This window comes from Enterococcus silesiacus, from assembly GCF_001886225.1.
In the GTDB taxonomy this organism is placed as follows: domain Bacteria; phylum Bacillota; class Bacilli; order Lactobacillales; family Enterococcaceae; genus Enterococcus_L; species Enterococcus_L silesiacus.
In genome coordinates this window covers 74,425-95,833 of the sequence record NZ_JXLC01000003.1, presented here as the reverse complement: position 1 = coordinate 95,833, position 21,409 = coordinate 74,425, and the positions used below count along the sequence as shown (strand labels likewise).

The 21,409-nt window shown below is 38.3% G+C and carries 17 protein-coding genes and 2 riboswitches; of the genes, 3 read left to right on the top strand and 14 right to left on the bottom strand.

The window, feature by feature from the left end; translation table 11 throughout:
- Positions 1-58: 58 nt before the first annotated feature.
- Entirely contained in the window at positions 59-1,240 is a 1,182-nt protein-coding gene (locus RV15_RS02805) for a 3D domain-containing protein (protein WP_425429261.1), read from the bottom strand.
- A gap of 225 nt (positions 1,241-1,465) precedes the next feature.
- Entirely contained in the window at positions 1,466-2,311 is an 846-nt protein-coding gene (locus RV15_RS02800) for a putative ABC transporter permease (protein ID WP_071876539.1), read from the bottom strand.
- A gap of 408 nt (positions 2,312-2,719) precedes the next feature.
- On the opposite strand from RV15_RS02800, the gene RV15_RS02795 reads away from it, so the two are divergent.
- Together RV15_RS02795 and RV15_RS02790 are read left to right on the top strand one after the other, a co-directional pair.
- Entirely contained in the window at positions 2,720-4,444 is a 1,725-nt protein-coding gene (locus RV15_RS02795) for an ABC transporter ATP-binding protein (RefSeq protein WP_071876538.1), read from the top strand.
- On the top strand, positions 4,441-6,204 hold the full coding sequence (locus RV15_RS02790; protein WP_071876537.1) for an ABC transporter ATP-binding protein: 1,764 nt from the start codon (positions 4,441-4,443) through the stop codon (positions 6,202-6,204). Before RV15_RS02795 ends, RV15_RS02790 begins: the two co-directional genes overlap by 4 nt.
- A gap of 70 nt (positions 6,205-6,274) precedes the next feature.
- Here RV15_RS02790 and RV15_RS02785 read toward each other — a convergent pair whose 3' ends face one another.
- Together RV15_RS02785 and mgsA are read right to left on the bottom strand one after the other, a co-directional pair.
- On the bottom strand, positions 6,275-6,811 hold the full coding sequence (locus RV15_RS02785; RefSeq protein WP_083429077.1) for a folate family ECF transporter S component: 537 nt from the start codon (positions 6,809-6,811) through the stop codon (positions 6,275-6,277).
- Positions 6,812-7,158: 347 nt separating this feature from the next.
- Positions 7,159-7,256, bottom strand: a riboswitch (THF riboswitch).
- 74 nt (positions 7,257-7,330) lie between these two features.
- On the bottom strand, positions 7,331-7,753 hold the full coding sequence (gene mgsA / locus RV15_RS02780; protein WP_071876535.1) for a methylglyoxal synthase: 423 nt from the start codon (positions 7,751-7,753) through the stop codon (positions 7,331-7,333).
- Between the two features lie 186 nt (positions 7,754-7,939).
- Here mgsA and RV15_RS02775 point away from each other — a divergent pair, with 186 nt between their 5' ends.
- Positions 7,940-9,049 carry an ABC transporter ATP-binding protein gene (locus RV15_RS02775; protein WP_071876534.1) on the top strand — a complete coding sequence of 370 codons (1,110 nt, stop codon included), beginning with the start codon at positions 7,940-7,942 and terminating at the stop codon, positions 9,047-9,049.
- Between the two features lie 57 nt (positions 9,050-9,106).
- On the opposite strand, the gene RV15_RS02770 is transcribed toward RV15_RS02775, so the two are convergent.
- The 10 genes from RV15_RS02770 to RV15_RS02725 all read right to left on the bottom strand — a co-directional run bounded on the left by RV15_RS02770 (position 9,107) and on the right by RV15_RS02725 (position 21,406).
- A complete protein-coding gene (locus tag RV15_RS02770) occupies positions 9,107-9,739 on the bottom strand; it encodes a hypothetical protein (RefSeq protein ID WP_071876533.1) in 633 nt (210 codons plus the stop codon).
- A gap of 202 nt (positions 9,740-9,941) precedes the next feature.
- Entirely contained in the window at positions 9,942-11,606 is a 1,665-nt protein-coding gene (locus tag RV15_RS02765) for a formate--tetrahydrofolate ligase (RefSeq protein WP_071876532.1), read from the bottom strand.
- Between the two features lie 35 nt (positions 11,607-11,641).
- Positions 11,642-12,829: a M20 metallopeptidase family protein gene (locus tag RV15_RS02760; RefSeq protein WP_071876531.1), complete on the bottom strand. Its 1,188-nt coding sequence runs from the start codon at positions 12,827-12,829 to the stop codon at positions 11,642-11,644.
- 126 nt (positions 12,830-12,955) lie between these two features.
- The gene (gene lpdA / locus RV15_RS02755) at positions 12,956-14,338 is read right to left on the bottom strand and encodes a dihydrolipoyl dehydrogenase (protein ID WP_071876530.1); all 1,383 of its coding nucleotides are present in this window, start codon (positions 14,336-14,338) and stop codon (positions 12,956-12,958) included.
- A 277-nt stretch (positions 14,339-14,615) separates the two neighbouring features.
- Positions 14,616-16,061, bottom strand: a complete 1,446-nt coding sequence (gene gcvPB / locus RV15_RS02750) for an aminomethyl-transferring glycine dehydrogenase subunit GcvPB (protein WP_071876529.1) — start codon at positions 16,059-16,061, stop codon at positions 14,616-14,618.
- Entirely contained in the window at positions 16,058-17,374 is a 1,317-nt protein-coding gene (gene gcvPA / locus RV15_RS02745) for an aminomethyl-transferring glycine dehydrogenase subunit GcvPA (RefSeq protein WP_071876528.1), read from the bottom strand. Before gcvPA ends, gcvPB begins: the two co-directional genes overlap by 4 nt.
- Positions 17,375-17,377: 3 nt before the next feature.
- A complete protein-coding gene (gene gcvH / locus RV15_RS02740; protein WP_071876527.1) occupies positions 17,378-17,761 on the bottom strand; it encodes a glycine cleavage system protein GcvH in 384 nt (127 codons plus the stop codon).
- Positions 17,762-17,785: 24 nt separating this feature from the next.
- Positions 17,786-18,871: a glycine cleavage system aminomethyltransferase GcvT gene (gcvT, locus tag RV15_RS02735; RefSeq protein WP_071876526.1), complete on the bottom strand. Its 1,086-nt coding sequence runs from the start codon at positions 18,869-18,871 to the stop codon at positions 17,786-17,788.
- 185 nt (positions 18,872-19,056) lie between these two features.
- A riboswitch (glycine riboswitch) is annotated at positions 19,057-19,160 on the bottom strand.
- 20 nt (positions 19,161-19,180) lie between these two features.
- Positions 19,181-20,170, bottom strand: a complete 990-nt coding sequence (locus RV15_RS02730; RefSeq protein ID WP_071876525.1) for a linear amide C-N hydrolase — start codon at positions 20,168-20,170, stop codon at positions 19,181-19,183.
- A gap of 36 nt (positions 20,171-20,206) precedes the next feature.
- Positions 20,207-21,406, bottom strand: coding sequence for an MFS transporter (locus tag RV15_RS02725; protein WP_083429076.1), 1,200 nt, complete (start codon positions 21,404-21,406; stop codon positions 20,207-20,209).
- Positions 21,407-21,409: the final 3 nt, after the last annotated feature.

Sequence of the window (21,409 nt, the reverse complement as noted above, 5' to 3'; positions counted from 1 at the left end):
ATTTTGTCTCTAAGAAAAAACAGAAAAAAAAGACACTCTAAGGAGTGTCTTCATTTTTTTATTGAATTGTCACTTTAACGTTGTTTCTACGTCCCCAAACCAAACATTGGTCAACGGATGGGAAATGGACATCTATAATATTCCCTTTGATTGCGCCACCGGTATCTCCGGCAACAGCAAAGCCGTATCCTTCTACTTCTACAAATGATCCTAGAGGAATCACGCTTGGGTCAACTGCAATCACATTGCTTTGCGAGCGAAGATCGATCCCTGTTGCTGTGATAAAGCCTGAACCAGCTTCTTTCCACGAATAGGCCGTTGATTGCATATAAAGTACTCGACCATTAGCTCCACCGTTACCAGTGTCTCCACCTGTGATTGGTGTTTCTTCTGGTTGAGATGGTGGTGTAACAACAGGCTGTTCTTCACTGCTAGAGCTAGAACTGCTACTTGAATCACTACTTGAAGAAGACGATGATGAGCTGTTGCTTGAGCTTGATGAAGCTATAGCATTAGCTTTTCTTTGAGCTTCAGCTGCTGCCTCTTGTTGTTTACGAGCTTCAGCGGCTTTCTTTTCATCTGTAATTCGTTTTTCTTCTGTCTGTTTTTGGCTGGCGATTTGTTGTAACGCTGCTTGATTATCAGATAATTGCTGTTTTAAGGTTACAACTTGTTCATCCATTGCTGATGCTTCATCCTGTAATTTTGATTCGTTGGTTTGCAATTCTTCTTGTTTGCTTTTTACAGTTTCTTGAAGATCAGATAATTTTTCTTTATCTTTAGATAGACTTTCAATCTTTTCTTGTTCTGCATTTTGTAAGATTGTCATCGCATACGCTTTACTAAAGAAATCTGATACACTTTCAGCATCTAATAATACTTGCCATGTACGCTGTTCCCCACTCAATTGGATATCCTTCATACGATCTCCAACGACTTCTTTGCGGCGTGCAATGCTTTGTTCTGTCACTGTGATTTCAGCTTCAGAGCTTTTGATTGTTTCTTCAGCTTTTGAAATATCTGCTTTGAGTTTTTCAATTTCAGCGTATTTTTCATTAACATCATTCAAAGCTGTATTGATATCTTCGCTAAGTGATTCTCCCGTTTGTGCGGCTTGTGCTTCTTTGTCCTTCAGCTCATCTAATGATTCTGCTGCGGCACCGATTGGAAGAGCAACATTTACTAGCATGATAGCAGCTAAAAATGGTATCAATTTTTTTACTTTCACTGAATCCAACACCTTTCCTAACTAAATCCAACTCTACCTATTATACTAATCTATAGAGCTTATTTTATTTCAATACTGTTACAATTTGTTACGTTTCAGAGAAAACACCTCTTTTTCTGTAACATTGTATGGTAATATCTGCTTCATTTTAGTGGGGAAATATCTGTAAAAAGACTTAGCTATCAACCTTTATTGATCAAATAAGACACACGAATATCCTGTTATACTTAATAAGATTTATTTGACATTTTTTTTATTTTTTTTGATGATTTGCTGTACTTCAGAAGAGTTTTTTAGGTTTTTAAGCTTTAAATTAGGATAATTCCGCACCCATCGTTTTTGATTGAAGTTCATATGAGCGACTATTTTTTTGATTGCTGGCGTCTCTTTAAACTCTTCTAGCCAAGAAACCCGTTCAGCTGTTTTGGCTTGTTTTCGTTCATTGATTTCTTCTGCTACAGATTCTTTTAACTCAGAAAAATTGGCTGATAGTTCATCTCGTTTCTCAGTCAAGGCAGCTGTTAGTTCTTGTTTACGTTCCTCAACAGCGGTACTGATCTGTGCTGTCGCTTTTTTAAATGATTGCATGTTAACTAAGGTATAAATCAAATCACTGATTATGATCACTAATAAAGCAATTGGTAGAATCAAACCAAATTTTTCGGATAAAAAGCTTTCAAGCAGCATTACTCTGGGATGAATTACCCGAACGATCAATACACAACCGATCCCCCAAAAAAGAGAGACAGGTAATGCGACTCTACCATTGATGTTTAAAGGGACATCCTTGTAGTCCCACCATGAAGCATGAAACAGCTTTTCTAGACCATAGCTCGTGATATACTCTAAAATAGTAACCAAAATCGTCGATAGTAAATACAAAACCACAATGTTTTGTCTAAGCGGCTCTAAAAAATAAAGCACACCTAAAATTCCAAAACCATAAATTGGACAATAGGGTCCTATTAAAAAGCCTCGATACACAAATTTTCCAGCCTTTAATGAGCAGTAAACAGTTTCCCAAAGCCAACCAATAAATGAGTAGATGAAAAATAGTAAAACGATTTTAACAAATTCATTCATATATTTTCTCCTTTAAAATAGCATTTGCTATCTATTGTAACAAATAACCATGATTTTATGCGAGCAACTTTATTCTCACGAGGGATTGTTATACAATAGAAGAGATTATTTATCTTGTTTTGAAACATACAAAAAATATGATGATATTATCGTTTTTACATGGCTACGATTCAAATGAATGAGCCAATCGTTTGAAATAAAAATATTGAAACGTTTGTTCTAGTCACGCGTACTTATTTTTTATCAATTTCAATTAGCTTATTTAGCCTTTAACCATATCTAGCTACACAAATCAATCATTAGGAAAATAGATAAATTATCAGTGAAACAAAGAACATTTCAATGCCAATTTTCTGATTTTCTAAAGGATTAACCGATTTGTTCCGCTTTTAAATTTAGGAGGAAACCATGATCAATTTACTGAAATATACAAGCAAATACCGCAAGCAAATTATCCTTGGCCCGTTTTTTAAGTTTTTAGAAGCTTGCTTTGAATTAGTTTTGCCCTTATTCATGGCTCGTTTAGTTGATCAGGGCATTAGAAACAATGACCGCGCCTATGTACTACAAATGGCTGGTTGGATGCTTTTAATGTCAGTCATTGGGCTTGGTTGTGTCATGATTTGTCAGTATTATTCTTCCATTGCTTCCCAAGGATTTGGAACAGAATTGAGAAATCAATTGATGAAAAAGATCAACCAACTTTCTCATGCTGAGTTAAATAGCTTTGGAACGGACACGTTGATCACACGCATGACCAATGATATCAATCAGCTACAGTTAGCTTTGGCGATGTTGATTCGACTCGTGATCAGGGCACCTTTTTTAAGTATCGGTTCCGTTATTATGGCTTTTTATATCAATGTACAGATGGGACTGATTTTTCTACTGATGCTGCCGATTTTTTGTCTTATTCTTTATTTCATTATCAAAACAACAGTGCCTTTATATAAAAAAGTTCAAGAAAAGCTGGATCTGTTAAACCGACAAATCAGTCAAAATTTGAGCGGTGTCCGTGTCATTCGGGCCTTTGCTAGAAAACAAACGGAAGAAAAACATGTTAATGAAGTAACGGATGATCTTTCTTCAATCTATATTCGTGTTTCAAATATTTCAGCTTTATTGACTCCAGCTACCACCTTAGTAATGAATCTTGGTATTTTGGCTTTACTTTATCTTGGCGGAATCAAAGTCGAGATTGGCGGATTGCAACAAGGTGAAGTGCTGGCTTTGATCAATTATATGAATCAGATGTTGCTTGCATTGATCGTTGTCTCAAATTTGGTAATCATTTTTACACGCGCTTCAGCCTCAGCATCAAGAGTTCAAGAGGTGCTGTCCGTGGATCCTAGTATTCAGTCAACAGGCGATGGCATTACTTCTGACGGTCAAACAAAAGAAATCGTCTTTGATCATGTCTCCTTCCGTTACCAACCAACCGCTGGATTAGCTTTAAAAGATATTTCATTGAAAATTCCTAAGAACTCAATTCTGGGGATTACAGGACCGACTGGCGGTGGAAAAAGTACGTTAACTCAATTGATTCCCCGTTTCTATGATACCAGTGAAGGCAATCTATTCGTTGATGGGATTAATGTGCGTGACTGGTCTATAGAAAAACTACGCAAAAAAATCGCCATTACGCCTCAAACTGCTGTTTTATTTACAGGCACCATTCGGGAAAACCTTCAATGGGGAAAAGAAGATGCGACTGATGAAGACTGCTGGCAAGCGTTAGAAACCGCTCAATGCAAAGATTTCGTTGAAAGTCTAAGTGAAGGTTTAGATACCAAAGTATACGAAGGTGGGAAAAACTTTTCTGGTGGTCAAAAACAACGCTTGACGATTGCCCGTGCCTTGATTCATAAACCAGACGTTTTGATTTTAGATGACTCATTAAGCGCCTTAGACTATCAAACAGATCTAAATTTACGCACCGCATTACGCCAAGATTTAAAGGAAACGACGCTTATCATCATTTCTCAGCGAATCAGTTCGATTCAACAAGCAGATCAAATTTTAGTTTTAGCTAGCGGTCAACAAGTTGGGCTAGGAACACACGCGGAATTATTACGCCATTCTAAAGCCTATCAAGAAATAGTCGCTTCACAAGAGGAGGAAACGAACGAATGACAACGAAAAAAACAGCAACTAATTCATTTAATCGTTTCATGCCCTATTTGCTTCGCTATCCTAAGGAAATGATTGCAGCGGTTATTCTTGGTATTCTCAGTGGCTTAACGACCGTTTTGATGACTTACTATATGGGAAAATCTGTGGATACAATGATCGGGAAGGGCACTGTTGACTTTACGATTCTCTTGCGATTTCTTAGCACTTTAGCTGGTATTTTGGTCATTACAGTAATCAGTCAATGGCTGATTCAACGTTTAGGAAATCGTGTTTCCTATCTTTCTGTGGCAGAACTTAGAAAAGATGCCTTCGCTCATTTAAATCGTCTGCCGTTAAATTATTACGATCAAACATCTCATGGAAATATCGTCAGTCGTTTTACAAATGATATGGATAATATTTCTGTCGCTTGCTCGGCTGTCTTTAACCAATTATTTTCAGGACTGTCTGTGGTGATCATTGCATTCTTCTTTATGCTTAAGCTAAGCCCACTTCTTACAGCAGTTGTTTTGATCGCTACACCAATTATTTTTCTAGTCAATTGGGCCGTTGCAAAATCGTCTCAGAAAAATTTTTCTGCTCAGCAAAAAATCGTAGGCGAGATTTCTGGTTATGTTTCTGAAATGGTTGGAAATCAAAAAATCGTCAAAGCCTTTCAACAAGAGAGCGTTTCTCAACAACGTTTTGAAGCATTGAATCAAGACTTATATGTTCGTGGTCAAAAAGCACAGTTCTCTTCTTCACTTACAAATCCGCTCTCTCGTTTTATCGATCATTTAGCTTATCTATCGATTGGTCTTGTCGGAGGACTTCTATTATTAAGTGGGAATCAAGCAATTACAATTGGTGTTATCTCTAGTTTCACTATTTATTCTAGCCAATTTTCTAAACCGTTTATTGAGTTATCAGGAATTACTACTCAAATTCAAACGGCTCTAGCTGGATTAGATCGTACCTTTGAAATCATCAATCAATCTGAAGAAAAACCAGAGGGCGAACATGCTTTTGTTTTAAATAATGTTACAGGAAAAGTCATATTTGAGCATGTAGATTTTGCTTATACACCCTCAAAACCATTGATCCAAGACTTTAATTTGACCGCCCTCCCTGGTGAAACGATTGCTATTGTCGGAAAAACAGGTGCCGGTAAATCAACCTTAGTCAATTTACTGATGCGTTTTTATGAGGTAGATAGTGGACAAATTTCAATTGACGGCCATAACATCACGCAGGTCACAAGAGATAGTTTGCGTAAAAGTTTTGGGATGGTTTTGCAAGATACTTGGTTATTTGACAGCACGATTCGTGATAATCTGACTTACGGAAACGCCGAGGCAACGGATGCTCAAATCGAAGCTGCTATGAAGAAAGCCTATATTTTTGATTTTGTTACCCGTTTGCCTGAAGGTTTAGATACTTTGATTGGTGCAAGTGGGATTAAAATTTCCGAAGGTCAAAGACAACTGATGACGATCGCCAGAACAATGATCAGTGATCCACCGATGTTGATTTTAGATGAAGCGACTAGTTCTGTGGATACGTTGACCGAAAAAAACATTCAGGATGCTTTCTTGCAAATGATGGACGGACGCACAAGCTTCGTGATTGCACATCGCCTTTCGACAATTAAAAACGCCGATAAAATTTTGGTTATGGATCAAGGTTCTGTCGTAGAAATCGGCAGTCATGATGAACTGATCCATAAAGCAGATGGCTATTATCATGCATTATATGAAGCACAATTCAAAAAGCAATTATGATTTAAAATACTAGAAATCAGAAAAAACCCCTCAAACTTTCTTGGAATGTTGAAAAGTTTGAGGGATTTTTTTATTTAAAATTAGCCAATGATCTATTTAATAACTGTTTGTAAGGAACTTTGTTTCCTAAATAGTATGTTGCAATAACTTGGATTGGGAAAAAGATGATATTCTTAATTATTCTAGGCACCCACCAAGCCAGATTGGAGATGTCTACCCCATACATCAGGCCGAGCCACAACGGTGTTAAAAACATATGGATAACTAAAGTAACAGATAAAGTCGCCATAATCACTCGTTTAAAAGTCAGCTCTTTCTTATAATAGAAGAAACCATAAATTGCTCCTGAGATAAATGCATTTAGTGTAAATCCAGGAAAATAAGGTCCCTTTGGGAATAGCAGCATACCAACTGTGTCAGCCACGGCACTACCGATTCCTGTCCAGAATGGGCCAAAAAGTATCCCCATCAATGATTCTGGAATAAAGGTCAAACTAACTCGTAAAAATTGGGTCTCAAACGAAATAAATCGTGTAAAAACCACCATTAACGCAATCAGTAAACTCATCAACGTAATGGTACGTGTATCAATTTTTCTTTTCTTCATTTCTAGCATCTCCTCATAGAGCTGCTACACAAAATATGCAGCGAATGCGAAAATAAAACCGCGAATATAGAAAAGCGGAATGAAGCGTTTAGCCTTTTAGAAAGTTAGGAATCTGAACGTGGAACGTTTTTTGTTCCATGTGAAGATTGTCTACTTTCCTCAAAGGCTGCTTCATGCAGCTAGATCACAGAAAAGCGAAACGAACTCGTTCAGCTCTGACAGAAAAATAGGGAATACTGATTGTGGCGCTTTTTGCCACTAGCATTATTCATCTTTTTTCCGAAGAGCTAGTTCGTACAGCTAGATCACAGAAAAGTGAAACGAACTGGTTATCTATTTTCCAAGGAAATAGTTCATACAGCTGGCTCACTACTCTTATATATTCTTCGTCCGAAAGGCAACATCCCATCCTTTCAGCACTTAACGCTTTATTTCCTACTCTGTTTTTATTAGGCCTAAGCCTAAAGGCAATATAGCATATTCCCTACATTGCTGCAAGCAACTCCAGCGACAAAATGATTAAAAAGACAATGGCTTATTATCTGTTTCATGAACCACATTTCTAAAATCCGCAAACCCAGCCTGTAAGCCCCTTAATAAAATTTCAGCTGTCCCAATATTTGTCGCTAAAGGAATCTCATAAACATCACTCAAACGAATCAGCGCTGTCACATCCGGTTCATGAGGTTGAGCAGCCAACGGATCTCGCAAAAAAATCACCATATCCAGTTTATCTTCTGAGATCATTGCGCCAATTTGCTGATCCCCGCCTAAAGGTCCTGACTTAAACCGATGCACCGGCAAGCCTGTAGCTTCCGAAATTCTCAAACCAGTCGTTCCAGTAGCAAATAGTTCATGTTCTTGTAATATCGGTTGATATGCCAAGGTCAGTTTAACCATTAATTCCTTTTTCCGGTCATGCGCTATCAATGCAATTTTCATCGTCGATCCCTCAATTCACTTATTTTCCTCATTATAACAAACTCTCATAGTATAAAGTGAAAGGAATGATTGTTTATTTGTCACTTTGACGAAAAAAAAGATTTTTTCTTGTGCAACCTTCCGTTGAGTATGTATAGCGCTTTCATTTATACTGAGGATACAATAAAAAAGAAAAGAGTGACGACAATGGTAGAAATGGCGTTAAAACATGTCTATAAAAAATATGATAATGCAGAAAATTATTCTGTAACAGATTTCAACTTAGAGATTGCAGACCGTGAGTTTATTGTTTTTGTAGGTCCTTCTGGTTGTGGTAAATCAACAACCTTGCGTATGATTGCAGGTTTGGAAGATATTACAGAAGGTGAACTGTCTATCGGTGATAAGATCATGAATGATGTTGCGCCAAAAGATCGTGATATCGCAATGGTTTTCCAGAATTATGCTCTATATCCTCATATGACTGTTTTTGATAATATGGCCTTTGGTCTGAAACTTCGTAAATATGACAAAGCTGAAATCAAAAAACGGGTGGAAAACGCTGGAGAAATTTTAGGTTTGACTGAATATTTACAACGTAAACCTGCTGCTTTATCTGGTGGTCAACGCCAACGTGTTGCACTTGGACGTGCCATTGTTCGTGACGCAAAAGTCTTCTTGATGGATGAACCTTTATCTAACTTAGATGCAAAATTACGTGTTGCAATGCGGGCAGAAATCGCAAAATTACATCGCCGCTTAGAAACGACGACAGTTTATGTTACTCATGATCAAACAGAAGCTATGACCATGGCTGATCGTATCGTCATTATGAAAGATGGTTTCATTCAACAAATCGGCTCACCAAAAGAAGTCTACGATACGCCAAACAATGTCTTTGTTGCAGGCTTTATCGGTTCACCTGCTATGAACTTCTTCAATGTTACCTTAAACAACGGAGTCATTCGTGACGGTCATGGATTAGAACTTATCATTCCAGAAGGAAAAAATAAATTATTAGTTGAAAAAGGGTATGAAGGGAAATCAGTTATTTTTGGCATTAGACCAGAAGATATTCACAGCGAACAGGTTGCCTTAGATGCAATGAACGATGCTGTAGTGCGCTCTGAAGTTGTCGTATCCGAACTACTAGGTGCTGAAACAATGCTTTATACAAAATTAGGCGACACGGAATTCATCTCAAAAGTAGATGCTCGTGATTTCCATAAACCTGAAGAAATGGTTGATTTAGCCTTTAACATCAACAAAGCTCATTTCTTCGATCCAGAAACAGAACAAGTCATTAAATTACCGTAACCCCTATTAGTCGTTATAAAAAAGCTGAGCAGCGGATGAATTCGCTGCTCAGCTTTTTTATTGCTGTGGTTTAATCTCTTGGGGAAGAATAGCCACTTTTGCTTGCTCCAATTTTTTAGCCTGACTAAATACTGGAATATCAAATTGTTTACTTAATGCATTTGCCACAAAATAAGCAATGTTGTAGTCGATCAAACTATGGATCAGTCCGCCGATACCCATCAACAAAAAGATTGAATATAGATATCCTTGTGTATAATAGGTTTCCGGCAAATTTCCCATCGTAAAAAAAACACTTACTACAGCTAATTCTGCAGCAGAATGTATTAAGCCAATCACAAAATTAAACAATTGAAAACGTCCGTTGAACAATACAAACTTATGTTTAGCTAAGACGATCGTTGGATGTTTCCGCAGATAAAAGGCACCTATCACTGCAAATAACAGATGAGAAAATGCTCTTAACGCAATAATCGGTGTCGCTGAAATAAAAAAACCAAAACCAGTACCTAGACTAACTATCAGCGCTACGCTTGGTGAAAAAAACATTGCTAAAAAAACTGGCACATGGCTAGCCAAAGTAAATGAAGCTGGTCCAATCGTGATTCTGGGCATGACCATCGGGATGATAATCCCCATCGCCACTAGTAAAGATGCAATCGTTAAGTTTCTGACTGAGCTCTTTTTCATATAATCCTCCGATGTGTCTTGACATATATGACATGTCTTATTTTACGGTAAAACCATCTATGTGTCAAGACACCTTTGGATTTAATTTCCAGTAAAAAATTAGCCAGCTCTCTATTTTTGATTCAGAAAAAACCACCTCAATTATTCGATTAAACTAATCAAATTATCGAGGTGGTTTTCTATCTTTCCCTTTGTCATTACACTAGAATAAACCAACAATCTTTCCATCAGAATCAACATCGATTTTCTCGTATGCTGCTTTTTTCGGTAAGCCAGGCATTGTCATCACAGTTCCTGTATAAGCAACAATAAATCCTGCACCAGCCGAGATCTTGATATTACTAACTGTTATTGTAAAATCAGTTGGTCTGCCTAATTTCGTTTGATCATCTGAAAATGAATATTGCGTTTTAGCCATACAAATCGGTAAATGACCGAACCCAAGTTTTTCCAGTTTAGTGATTTCTCTTTCAGCGATTGGTTCATAGCGAACAGCATTTCCACCATAAATTTTCTCCACGATCGCACTGATTTTTTCTTTGATCGGCCATTCGTCTGGATAGGCAAATGAAAAATGATTTTCCTGATCTGCTAAACGAACCACTTCTTGCGCTAGCTCTTCACCACCAGCACCACCATGTGCCCAGACATCTGAAAGAACTACATTCACATTGCGTTTTTGACATTCTTCCTTCACAAGCTCAAGCTCCGCATCTGTATCTGTAGGAAATTTATTGATCGCCACAACTGTTGGTAAACCGAATACTGTCGTTGTATTTTCGATATGTTTTAAAAGATTCGGTAATCCGTCTGTTAATGCTGCAATATTTTCGATACCAAGTTGATCTTTGGGTACACCACCATGCATTTTTAGTGCACGAACAGTTGCTACAACAACGACAGCAGAAGGACGAATGCCGGATTTGCGGCATTTGATATCGATGAATTTTTCCGCACCTAAATCAGCACCAAAGCCTCCTTCAGTCACGACATAATCTGCTAATTTTCTAGCTGTATTCGTTGCGATCACACTGTTACAGCCATGGGCAATATTTGCAAACGGTCCACCATGGATCAAAGCAGGGTTATTTTCCAATGTCTGCACCAGATTAGGCTTGATTGCATCTTTTAATAAAGCTGTCATTGCCCCTTGTGCATTCAGTTCTCTGGCAGTAACAGGCTGATTATCGTATGTGTATCCAATAATGATATTGGCTAGATTCTCTTTTAAATCTTCGATATCATTGGACAGACACAAAACAGCCATTATTTCTGAGGCAACAGTGATTTCAAATCCATCTTCTCTAGGAACACCATTGACTCGGGCCCCTAAACCATCGACAACGTGTCTTAATTGGCGATCATTCATATCTACCGCTCGTTTCCAAGTGATACGGCGATTATCAATCCCTAACTCATTCCCTTGAAAAATATGATTATCAATAATTGCAGCTAACAAGTTATTCGCTGCACCAATCGCATGAAAATCCCCTGTAAAATGAAGGTTAATATCTTCCATTGGGACAACTTGCGCATAACCCCCGCCTGCGGCTCCGCCTTTTATACCGAAAACAGGGCCTAAAGAAGGTTCTCTTAAAGCGATGATTGCATCTTTGCCAATTCGATTCAACGCATCACCTAAGCCGACAACTGTGGTTGTTTTTCCTTCGCCAGCAGGTGTAGGCGTGATTGCCGTAACCAGAATCACTTTTCCTTCTTTGTTCGTTTTGATTTTATCAACTTCGATTTTTGCTTTATATTTTCCGTATAATTCAAATTGCTCTTCATTCAAACCTAGTTTTTCTGCTACTTTAGTGACTGGTAGCATAATTGCTTCTTGTGCAATCTCAATATCTGTTTTGACCACTTTTTTCCCTCCTTCTCATTAAATATTCTTTATTTTTAACCTTTTTTCAGCCAAGACATTGCTGTATCTGCATAAACTTTCGCACCTTCGATCAAGACTGATTCATCAAAAACAATTGCTGGGTTATGAAGATTGATATTTTCTTCTGAGGCAACTAATAAAACAGTTGTCGTCGGAATCAGCTGACTGATTTCGCCAAAGTCTTCGCTGCCCATAAGTGGAGTCGATGTAGGAATCGCAACGATTCGATCTGCTCCAAATGTTTCTGTTAGTGATTCTTTGGCAAAGGCTGTCAACTCTGGATCATTCACATTTGTTGTACAACCATTAGTGAAAATCACTTCTGCTTCGGCACGAAAGGCTTTGGCTATATTTTCAGCCATTGCTGTCATTCGTTCTTTGACATGCTCGCGGACATCTTCTTTTAATGTTCGTAAAGTTCCTTTCATAACTGTTGTTTCTGGAATAATGTTTGAAGCGCCAGGTGTACCACCAGTAAATTCACCAATCGTGAGAACAAAGCGTTCTTCTGAACCAATTTCTCTTGCTGAAAGTTCTTGCAACGCTGTATAAATATGAACCGCTACATTGATAGGATCGATCGATGTCTCTGGTTGTGAGCCATGTCCGCCTCGTCCTTTAATATTGATCTCAAACCAATCAGCACTAGCCATAAAAGTTCCTGGCGGTGTCGGCATGATTTGTCCAGCTTTAAATCCCTTAAACGGAAAAACATGGATCATCATACCAGCATCGACTTTAGGGTTTTCCAAGACATGATTTTCGATACAAACTTTAGAACCTGAAAGAATTTCTTCACCTGGTTGAAACAATAATTTTACTTGTCCATCTAGCTCAGCTTCAAATTCTTTTAATAATTTTGCTGCTCCAAGCAACATAGTTGTGTGCATATCATGACCACACGCATGCATATAACCATTTTCGGATTTAAATGGTAAATCAGTCAGCTCTCGGATCGGCAGTGCATCCATATCTCCACGTAACAAGAATGTTTTTCCGCTTTTTTTACCAGCAACTACTGTGATACCTGAGTCTCCACAAGATTGAGGTTCATAACCATATTCTATCAGCTTCCCTTTTACAAAAGCGACCGTATTCGGTAAATCCATCCCAATTTCTGGATTTTGATGCAGATGTCTTCTAATTTGGATCAATTCGTCTTCTAAACTATCGGCAACTCTTTTTTGTGTTTCTGTCAGCATTATTTTTTCTCCTTTTCTTTTTAAACCAAGTGACTTTGTAAAAACCAATAATGCACCCAAAACTAACGGACCAGTTGATTCTCTTATTATAGTACCAAACATTTTAGCTTATTTGCTATATTTTTGTTATTTTTTAGGGATCGTGTGGATTCCAAGACCTTGAAGGTTTTCATAAGCCTCGCCTATTCCTTCATTATACGTTGGATGTGGATGAACGATCGCTGTTACCTCATCGATCGTCAAACCGTTAACAATTGCCGTCGTAAATTCACTGACCATATCTGTTGCCCGATCACACATCAACTGTGCACCAATGATTTTGTCACTTTGTGCATCTGCAATGACTTTGATGAATCCTAATGAATTCCCTGCAATCATTGTTTTGCCGTTTCCTGCCATATTGTATTTTCCAACCTTCACAGAGATTCCTTGACTGTTTGCCTCATCTTCTGTTATTCCGACAGCAGCGATTTCAGGTGTAGTGTAAACACATGAAGAAATTACCTCTAAATCATATTCCACTGCTTTTTGATTCATCGCCAAAACAGCATTTACTCCCTGAGCAGAAGCTAAATGAGCCAATTGAGTGCCACGGCTTGCTACATCTCCGATAGCATAAATACCTTTAATAGACGTTTCAAAAGAATCACCGACCCAAATACTTTGATTTTCTATTTCTATATTCAAATCAGCTGAAAATACCCCTTCAAAGCTTGCTTTTCGGCCAGTAGCAATCAAAACTGCATCGCTTGTCACAGTATTTTCTTTTCCTTTAGTTGTAAAGGTACATGTCAGTTGTTCCTCCTTAGAAATACTGGTCACGATCGATTTTGTCGCTACTTTGATGCCTTGTTTTTTTAATACCATTGCTAATTTTTTTGAAATTTCACTATCAAAATTTGGTAATAGTGTATTAGCTGTTTCAATAATCGTTACCTCACAGCCTAACTCATTAAAAATTGAGGCAAACTCTACACCGATCACTCCACCGCCGATAATGGTCAGTTTTTTATAGGTATTCGGCTGTTTTAAAAGTTCGTTACTTGTTACTACACCAGACAAATCACTGCCTGGAATTGGTGGAATCGCTGGTTTTGAGCCAGTCGCGATCAGGATTTTTTCGGTCTCGTATCTTGATCCGTCAACGTCAATTACACCCGCTTTGATGATTCGAGCTGATCCAAAAATCATTTCGATTTTATTTGCTTTGACCAAGCCTTCGATCCCTTGAACGAGGGTATCAACAACTTTATTTTTCTTTGCGTAGATTTCTTCCATGTTGATTTGAATATCATTGATATGAATGCCGTTTTCACTCGCATTTTTTATTTCACGAACTGTTTCGGCTGAATGCAATAACGCTTTCGTCGGAATACAGCCTCGATTTAAACACGTACCACCAACACGATCACTTTCAACCAGAGCTACCTTCATCCCTAGTTGAGCCGCTTTGATCGCTGCAACATACCCACCGGGCCCCGCCCCGATTATGATTAGATCATACTTCATACATTTCCTCCTTACTCTGTAGGTAACAACGTTACGCTTCGCTTCACCTTGTACTTTTCAACATCAATTCACTTTATTCATTGTGTTTCAAAGCAAAAGCGTAGCAGGCTCGTGTAGTCTCGACAGAAAAATAGGAAAAATTAACTGTGATGCTCTTTATCACATTTAATTTTTATCTTTTTTCCGAGAGACTAGCCTGCGTAGCTAGATAACTCATGGTAACAACGTTACGCTTCACCTTGTACCAATCAACATCCTCACATTTCTTATTGTATTTCTAGTCTTGTTTCAAAGCAAAATCATAACGAACAATTGGATGCCTTGCAGCTCTTACTTCGTCCACGCGATGGATTTGAGCATGTAGTGGATACTCATGAAAGGCTTCTGGATTTTTATGAGCGTCTCCATAAAGCTTACGGTAAACGGCAATCGCATCGTCCATCCGTTCTTTCGACTCTGTTTCAGGTGGTTCTACCATTAATGCTTCCGGCACAGTTAATGGGAAATACATTGTCGGCGGATACATATGATGGTCTAAAATTCCTTTAGCTACGTCTAACGCTGTCACACCTGTTTCTTTCTTTAATTTATCTAAGCTAATCACAAATTCATGCATACATGATTCACCATATGGCACTTCAAAGATATCTTTTAATTCATGAAGCATGTAATTGGCATTCAGCACAGCACCTTTAGAAGCCGACGAAATTCCTTCTGATCCTAAAAATAGAATATAAGTCAACGCACGCAAGAAGACTGAAAATTGACCATAAAACCCTTTCACTAATCCAATCGAATACTCAGGTCTCGTAAAGCGTATTTCTGCTCCTTCTTTAACTGGATAATAATCAGGTAAAAATGGTTTTAATAATGATTTACACCCGACAGCGCCAGATCCTGGTCCACCGCCACCATGCGGTGTTGAGAAAGTTTTGTGTAGATTTAAATGAATAATATCAAAGCCCATATCACCTGGACGAGCAACGCCCATAATGGCATTTAAGTTTGCACCATCATAATAGTTCAATCCACCCGCATCATGAACGATTTTCGTAATTTCTAAAATATTTTTATCAAAGATCCCTGCTGTGTTTGGGTTGGTCAACATCAAACCCGCGGTATCTTCGCCGACAGCCTCTCTCAAAGCTGCAATATCAACACACCCATACTTATCTGATGGAATATTCACTGTGATCATCCCTGTCATTGCTACACTTGCAGGATTTGTTCCATGAGCAGAATCGGGTACAATAATTTTGTTTCGTTGCGGCTGACCATTTTTTTCATGGTACGCTTTGATCATCAATAAGCTGGTAAATTCACCGTGCGCTCCGGCTGCCGGTTGAAACGTTATCGCATTCATCCCAGTGATTTCTTTCAGCAACATTTCAGCCGTAGTAAACACTTCTAACGAGCCTTGAACCGTATGCTCTGGTTGTAAAGGATGAATATTAGCAAAAGCGGGATACGCAGCCATTTCATCATTGATTTTAGGATTGTATTTCATCGTACATGACCCTAAAGGATAAAAACCATTGTTGATACCAAATGTTGCATCTGCCAGTTCTGTATAATGTCGACTGATCTCTGGTTGAGGCAGTGATGGTAAATGGAGTTCTTTTTGACGTTTCATTTCTTCTGGAAGAGCCGTGGTTGGTACATCACAAGGAGAAATCATTTCGTTATAATATCCTTCTACACTACGTTCAAAAATTAATTTCATTGTCCACACGACTCCTTCACCAATGCGACGACTTCGTCTATTTGTTCTTTCGTATTCATTTCTGTTACACACCATAGTAACCCTTGCTCTGTAGGATAACCGCCCAAGATATCATGCTCTTCTAATTTAGCCAGAATCACTTCATTTGCTACCGGAAAAGTTGTCACAAATTCGTGGAAAAACGGACTATCATTGGTTCGTTTTACCCCTTTGATTTGCGTTAATCGATCCAAAAGATAATGAGCCTTGCTATAACACTGCTCAGCTACTTCTTGAATGCCACGAGCGCCCATTGTACTCATATAGACTGCATTGGTTAAGGCGCACAGTGCCTGATTCGAACAGATATTAGAAGCTGCTTTCTCTCTACGAATATGTTGTTCACGAGCTTGCAGTGTTAAAACAAATGCTCGATCACCTGCTTCATCCACGGTTTCACCTGAAATACGCCCAGGTAATTTACGAATCATTTTTTCTTTTGTAGCAATAAAACCAATATACGGCCCGCCAAAAGCTAATGGTATCCCAAATGGTTGTGAATCGCCAACAGCAATATCTGCATTGACTTCACCAGCGCTTTTCAGTACCGTACTAGCCACAGGATTGACACTCATAATAAATTTAGCTTTTGCTTCGTGAACCATTTCTGCTATTGCTTCAACGGATTCAATTCCGCCATAATAGTTTGGTTGTTGAACAATGAAGCAAGCACTCGTATCATCTAGTGTTTCTTTTAAAACAGACAAATCTGTCACTCCATCTTTTTCAGGAATCATGACAAACTCGATGTCTCTCGAACTAAAATAAGTCAAAGCTGTTTGGATCGTCATTGGGTTCGTTGTTTCAGAGATCAAGACCTTTAAGCGTTTTTTTTCTAGACACATATTGATTGCCTCAGCGGCAGCCGTTGCACCATCGTAAACAGAAGCGTTTGTCGCATCCATTCCGGTAATTTCACAAATCATTGTTTGATATTCAAAAATAGACTGTAGCAACCCTTGACTGATTTCTGGTTGATACGGTGTGTAAGACGTCATAAATTCTTCTTTTGCTGCAATTTGCTTTACAATAGCAGGAATGTAGTGATTATAGGCACCCGCACCACGAAAAATGCTTGAGAAGACTTTATTTTTCTTGCCCATATTTTCTAAGATACGGCGTACTTCAAATTCTGATTTTCCCGCTGGAATATCGAGATTTTCTACAATCATTTCTTTAGGAATATCCTGATAAAGGTCACTCATGGTGTTTAAACCGATCGTTTTAAGCATTTCTTGTTGTTGTTGTTCCGTTGAGCCAAGATAGTTACCCATTCATTATGCCTCCTCAGATTCTTCGCAGAATTTTTTATATTCCTCAGCACTCAGCAAGTCTTCGATTTCGTCTACTCCTTCCACTTCGATCAACCATGAATCTAACGGTGCCGTATTGATCAGCTCAGGACTGTCCAAAAGCTCTTCATTGACTGCTGTCACTGTAGCTGTAATTGGAGAATACGCTTCTGAAACAGCCTTAACAGATTCAATATCTGCAAATGATTCACCTTTGGTAACATCGTCGCCTTCATCTGGTAAATCAATAAAAACGATATCCCCCAGCTGATCCTGTGCATAATCAGACAGACCGATTCTTACTTTATCTCCATCAAAAAGTACCCACTCATGTGATTTTGAAAACTTCAATTCCGTAGCTTTTGTCATAATAAACGACTCCTTCTTTTCCAATTATTTTTTTACAAACGGTATTGTGACTACTTCTGCTTTAATTTTTTTGCCTCTAACCTCAACTTCTATGGGAGAACCAATTTCAACACTATTTTTCTCAACTAATGCCATTGCACATGCTTTATTAATGAATGGACACATGGTTCCTGAGGTGGTCTGCCCGATTTTCTTATCATGAAAATACACATCAGCTCCTTCACGAACAATTCCTCGATCTGTTAACTGTAGACCGATTCGAGTAATTTTAGGTTCCCCTTTGTCAATGAGCGCTTTTTTGCCGATAAAATCTTCTTTTTTCATCTTGACGGCAAAATTTAAATCCGTTTCAAGAGGAGTAATTTCTTCTGTCATTTCATGACCATAAAGCGGCATCCCAGCTTCTAACCGTAAGGTATCACGAGCTCCTAAGCCACAGGGAATGATGCCAAATTCTTGCCCCGTCTTCAGCAATAGATTCCATAATTTGATCCCGTCTTCTGGTTTACAGTACAATTCATAACCAAATTCGCCTGTGTAGCCTGTTCGTGATAATAAACAAGTTACACCGCCTACATTAGCATTTTCAGTAAAGCTATAATATTTTTTAGGAATCTCTTCTTCTTTCGTTAGTTTCCCAATGATCTCTTTGGCAGATGCGCCTTGGAGCGCAATTTGAACAAATTGATCCGATTGATCAGAAAATTCGACTTCACCAAATAAGTGCTCTTTCATCCATGCAACATCTTTTGCTCTATTCGCTGCATTGACTACTAATAAATATTTTTCATCGCTACATTTATAAACGAGTAGATCATCAATTACACCGCCATTTTCATTACACATCAAGGTGTATCTAACACGACCTACTTCTAAATTACTAAAATCATTAGTTAATACATACTGCAAATTCGCTAAAGCATCTTTTCCTTCATAAACGACCTCTCCCATATGGGAAACATCGAATAATCCTACTTGATTTCGAACAGCTAAATGTTCTTTGATCACACCGCTATCTTTATATTGAACAGGTAGTGTGTAACCAGCAAATGAAACCATTTTCCCGCCTGCTTCAAGATGTGCGTCATATAAAGGTGTTTTTAAATCCATCTTTTCTACTCCTTTGCTTTTTTGTATTTTTAATACTTAACCGATGACACCTCCAAGCTAGATAAACTATATAAAAACAGAGGAACAGGCATGTTAAAAAAATGCCTGTTCCTCTGTACAAAACCTGAGAGATTCGTCTTCCTCTTGAAGAGTTGCTCCTTCGGTGCTTTCGCTTTCCAGAGTGATGTCCAATTACGGTCCTTTTACCTGAGATCTTCATGATCAGTGGTTTGCGCCACTGATTATTTATTCCTTCGGTGCTATGGCTAGTCTCTCCCGTAATTCTCTTCCATCTACTTTATTTTGTGCCTATTTCTTAGGCAATGAATGATACTGTTGCTCCGTCTCTAATTCAAAATATTGAGGTGCTGAACTATCTAATATACCAGCTGTTAAAGACAATGTTTGGATCATACGATTCTCATACAAATGAATGTACATTTGCTTTTCTTTACTATCATAAGCACTGGTATATTGCGTATACTGCACATCTGTATCTGAACTGACTTTCACAACACCTTTGGGAATATCAAAGCTATCTAAAATATGGAAAATCTGTTCTACTGCCTGTTCGTCGTCTACTGTCTCCGAAAAATGCTTTAAATACGCTGCGCGAACAAATCGAGATTGTGGGGTAAAATCTCCTGGAATCCCTCGTAAACCAGACCCTTTGCCATTTGAAAACACATGAAGATCATCCATCTGAATATCCGGTGCTATCGTATCACTTAGTCCTACATAATTTTGAAGGTTGGTCAAATGCCAATCAAATTTAGGGCTGTTTGTAAAAACACCTACAGGATTATCATAAATTTCATACCCACCATCGATCGACGGCTCAACGACAACAGACGCACCAGACTCATCTTGGAATACATAATGCTGGGGAATTCCCATTTGATTATCAACAATTGCAATTGCCGTATCTTGATTTGCCCGCTCTTTAATTTCTTCGACCGAAGCATAGTTCGTTAACGCATAGGTCACAAATTCAGCCCCTGCTAGTGGTAATTTTCCCATCGCGCGAATTTTGTCTGATTTGATATACCGGTTATAATTACCAAAGTAAAAAGAACCACCCATCAATCCTTTTTCATTAACACCATCCACTAATAACGGCTGACCTGCAATTGAGACCCCCATCGCAGCATAACGTGTAAAAAAATGATCTAACGAAACAGTCAGATCGTAATTTCTTGGAATAATTGCACCATCATATTCCAGCAACAAATTAAATTCCTGAGTTCTTCCCCAGTAACTATTGCCTTTGATTGATTTAATTGTAATTCCTGTACACATTTTCTCACACCCTTTTCATTTTTTCAAAATTCTGAACTAAGATTCTTCATTTTTTTTAACGAGTAAAGTAATTGCTCCAGCAACAATAAATGAAATACCTATAAATAAAAATGAACTAAAGAAAGCACCATTAGAAAGCTGAATCAATGCACCAATAATCGTCGGTGCAACGAATCCACCTGAAACACCAATCGCATTAATCGTTGCATATTTTGCAGACACTTCATCTGTTGGAAATATTTTCACCGGAATACTCATCAATGTCGCAAATGCTAAACTGGCAAAAGCCACAGCGCAAGTTAACGCCAACATACTCAGGAAAAACGTTCCCACAACTGAAACTAAAACGGCAAAAATCCCTCCACCTATAGTGGCAATGAAAATGACGTTTTTTTCTTTACCAATGAAATACTTATTGACCACAACGCCACCCACCATTGCAGCTACCATCGTGAAAAAGCCAATAATAGCCGATACATAGGCTGTTTGAGTTAAGGCCAGCCCATGAGCTTCAACCAGATAAGTCGCCATCCAACCATTCAGTCCATATATCGCAGCATTGATAAAAAATGCTGCAAAAATTAAAATCCAAACATTTCGGTCCTTCAATACTTCCCGAAATGAAATCGCATTTTTATTTTTTAACTGCTCCTTCACCCCGCCAAATTCTTTAGGGATCACAAAATACATTAAAACGGCGATCAAAAGAACTGCTACACCTAAATAATAATAGGTCTTATGCCAACCAATCTGTAGTAAAAGAGGAGCGATCAATAACGGTCCTACGATTGCCGCAAAACCAGAAGAAGCGATCATTGTCGATTGCGCTGGTCCGCGTTTGTCGATTGGTAGTTCTTGTGAAATAAAGGTACTTACAGAAGACGGATAACCTGAATGGGCCACTGCTCCTGTCATAAACCGGATCAAAATAAAATACAATAAAGAAAAACCAAATCCAAATAAGAAAAGAAAAATTCCTACTAAAAAAACAGACGTAATCATCATTTTTCTCGTCCCGATCTTATTAGATAAATAACCAAATGGAATCTGAAAAATCGTATATCCTAGAAAAAAAGCGCTGAGTATCAATCCTTTTTGTTGCGGATCAAACCCTAGATCATTTGCAATTGTCACCAGCGACATTCCAATTGTCGTTTTATCAACATAAATACAGGTGTATCCCAGAAAAATAGCTACCAGCATCCACGTAACATTTCTTGTTTTCTTATTCTCCACAGT

Bases quoted from the DNA above. Each gene is read 5' to 3' on its own strand.
- RV15_RS02775 (WP_071876534.1), top strand. From the start codon at position 7,940: ATGGTAGAAATGGCGTTAAAACATGTCTATAAAAAATATGATAATGCA.
- RV15_RS02785 (WP_083429077.1), bottom strand. From the start codon at position 6,811: ATGAAGAAAAGAAAAATTGATACACGTACCATTACGTTGATGAGTTTA.
- RV15_RS02790 (WP_071876537.1), top strand. From the start codon at position 4,441: ATGACAACGAAAAAAACAGCAACTAATTCATTTAATCGTTTCATGCCC.
- mgsA (WP_071876535.1), bottom strand. From the start codon at position 7,753: ATGAAAATTGCATTGATAGCGCATGACCGGAAAAAGGAATTAATGGTT.
- gcvPB (WP_071876529.1), bottom strand. From the start codon at position 16,061: ATGAAATTAATTTTTGAACGTAGTGTAGAAGGATATTATAACGAAATG.
- gcvT (WP_071876526.1), bottom strand. From the start codon at position 18,871: ATGGATTTAAAAACACCTTTATATGACGCACATCTTGAAGCAGGCGGG.
- lpdA (WP_071876530.1), bottom strand. From the start codon at position 14,338: ATGAAGTATGATCTAATCATAATCGGGGCGGGGCCCGGTGGGTATGTT.
- RV15_RS02770 (WP_071876533.1), bottom strand. From the start codon at position 9,739: ATGAAAAAGAGCTCAGTCAGAAACTTAACGATTGCATCTTTACTAGTG.
- gcvH (WP_071876527.1), bottom strand. From the start codon at position 17,761: ATGACAAAAGCTACGGAATTGAAGTTTTCAAAATCACATGAGTGGGTA.
- RV15_RS02795 (WP_071876538.1), top strand. From the start codon at position 2,720: ATGATCAATTTACTGAAATATACAAGCAAATACCGCAAGCAAATTATC.
- RV15_RS02730 (WP_071876525.1), bottom strand. From the start codon at position 20,170: ATGTGTACAGGAATTACAATTAAATCAATCAAAGGCAATAGTTACTGG.
- RV15_RS02760 (WP_071876531.1), bottom strand. From the start codon at position 12,829: ATGCTGACAGAAACACAAAAAAGAGTTGCCGATAGTTTAGAAGACGAA.
- gcvPA (WP_071876528.1), bottom strand. From the start codon at position 17,374: ATGGGTAACTATCTTGGCTCAACGGAACAACAACAACAAGAAATGCTT.
- RV15_RS02800 (WP_071876539.1), bottom strand. From the start codon at position 2,311: ATGAATGAATTTGTTAAAATCGTTTTACTATTTTTCATCTACTCATTT.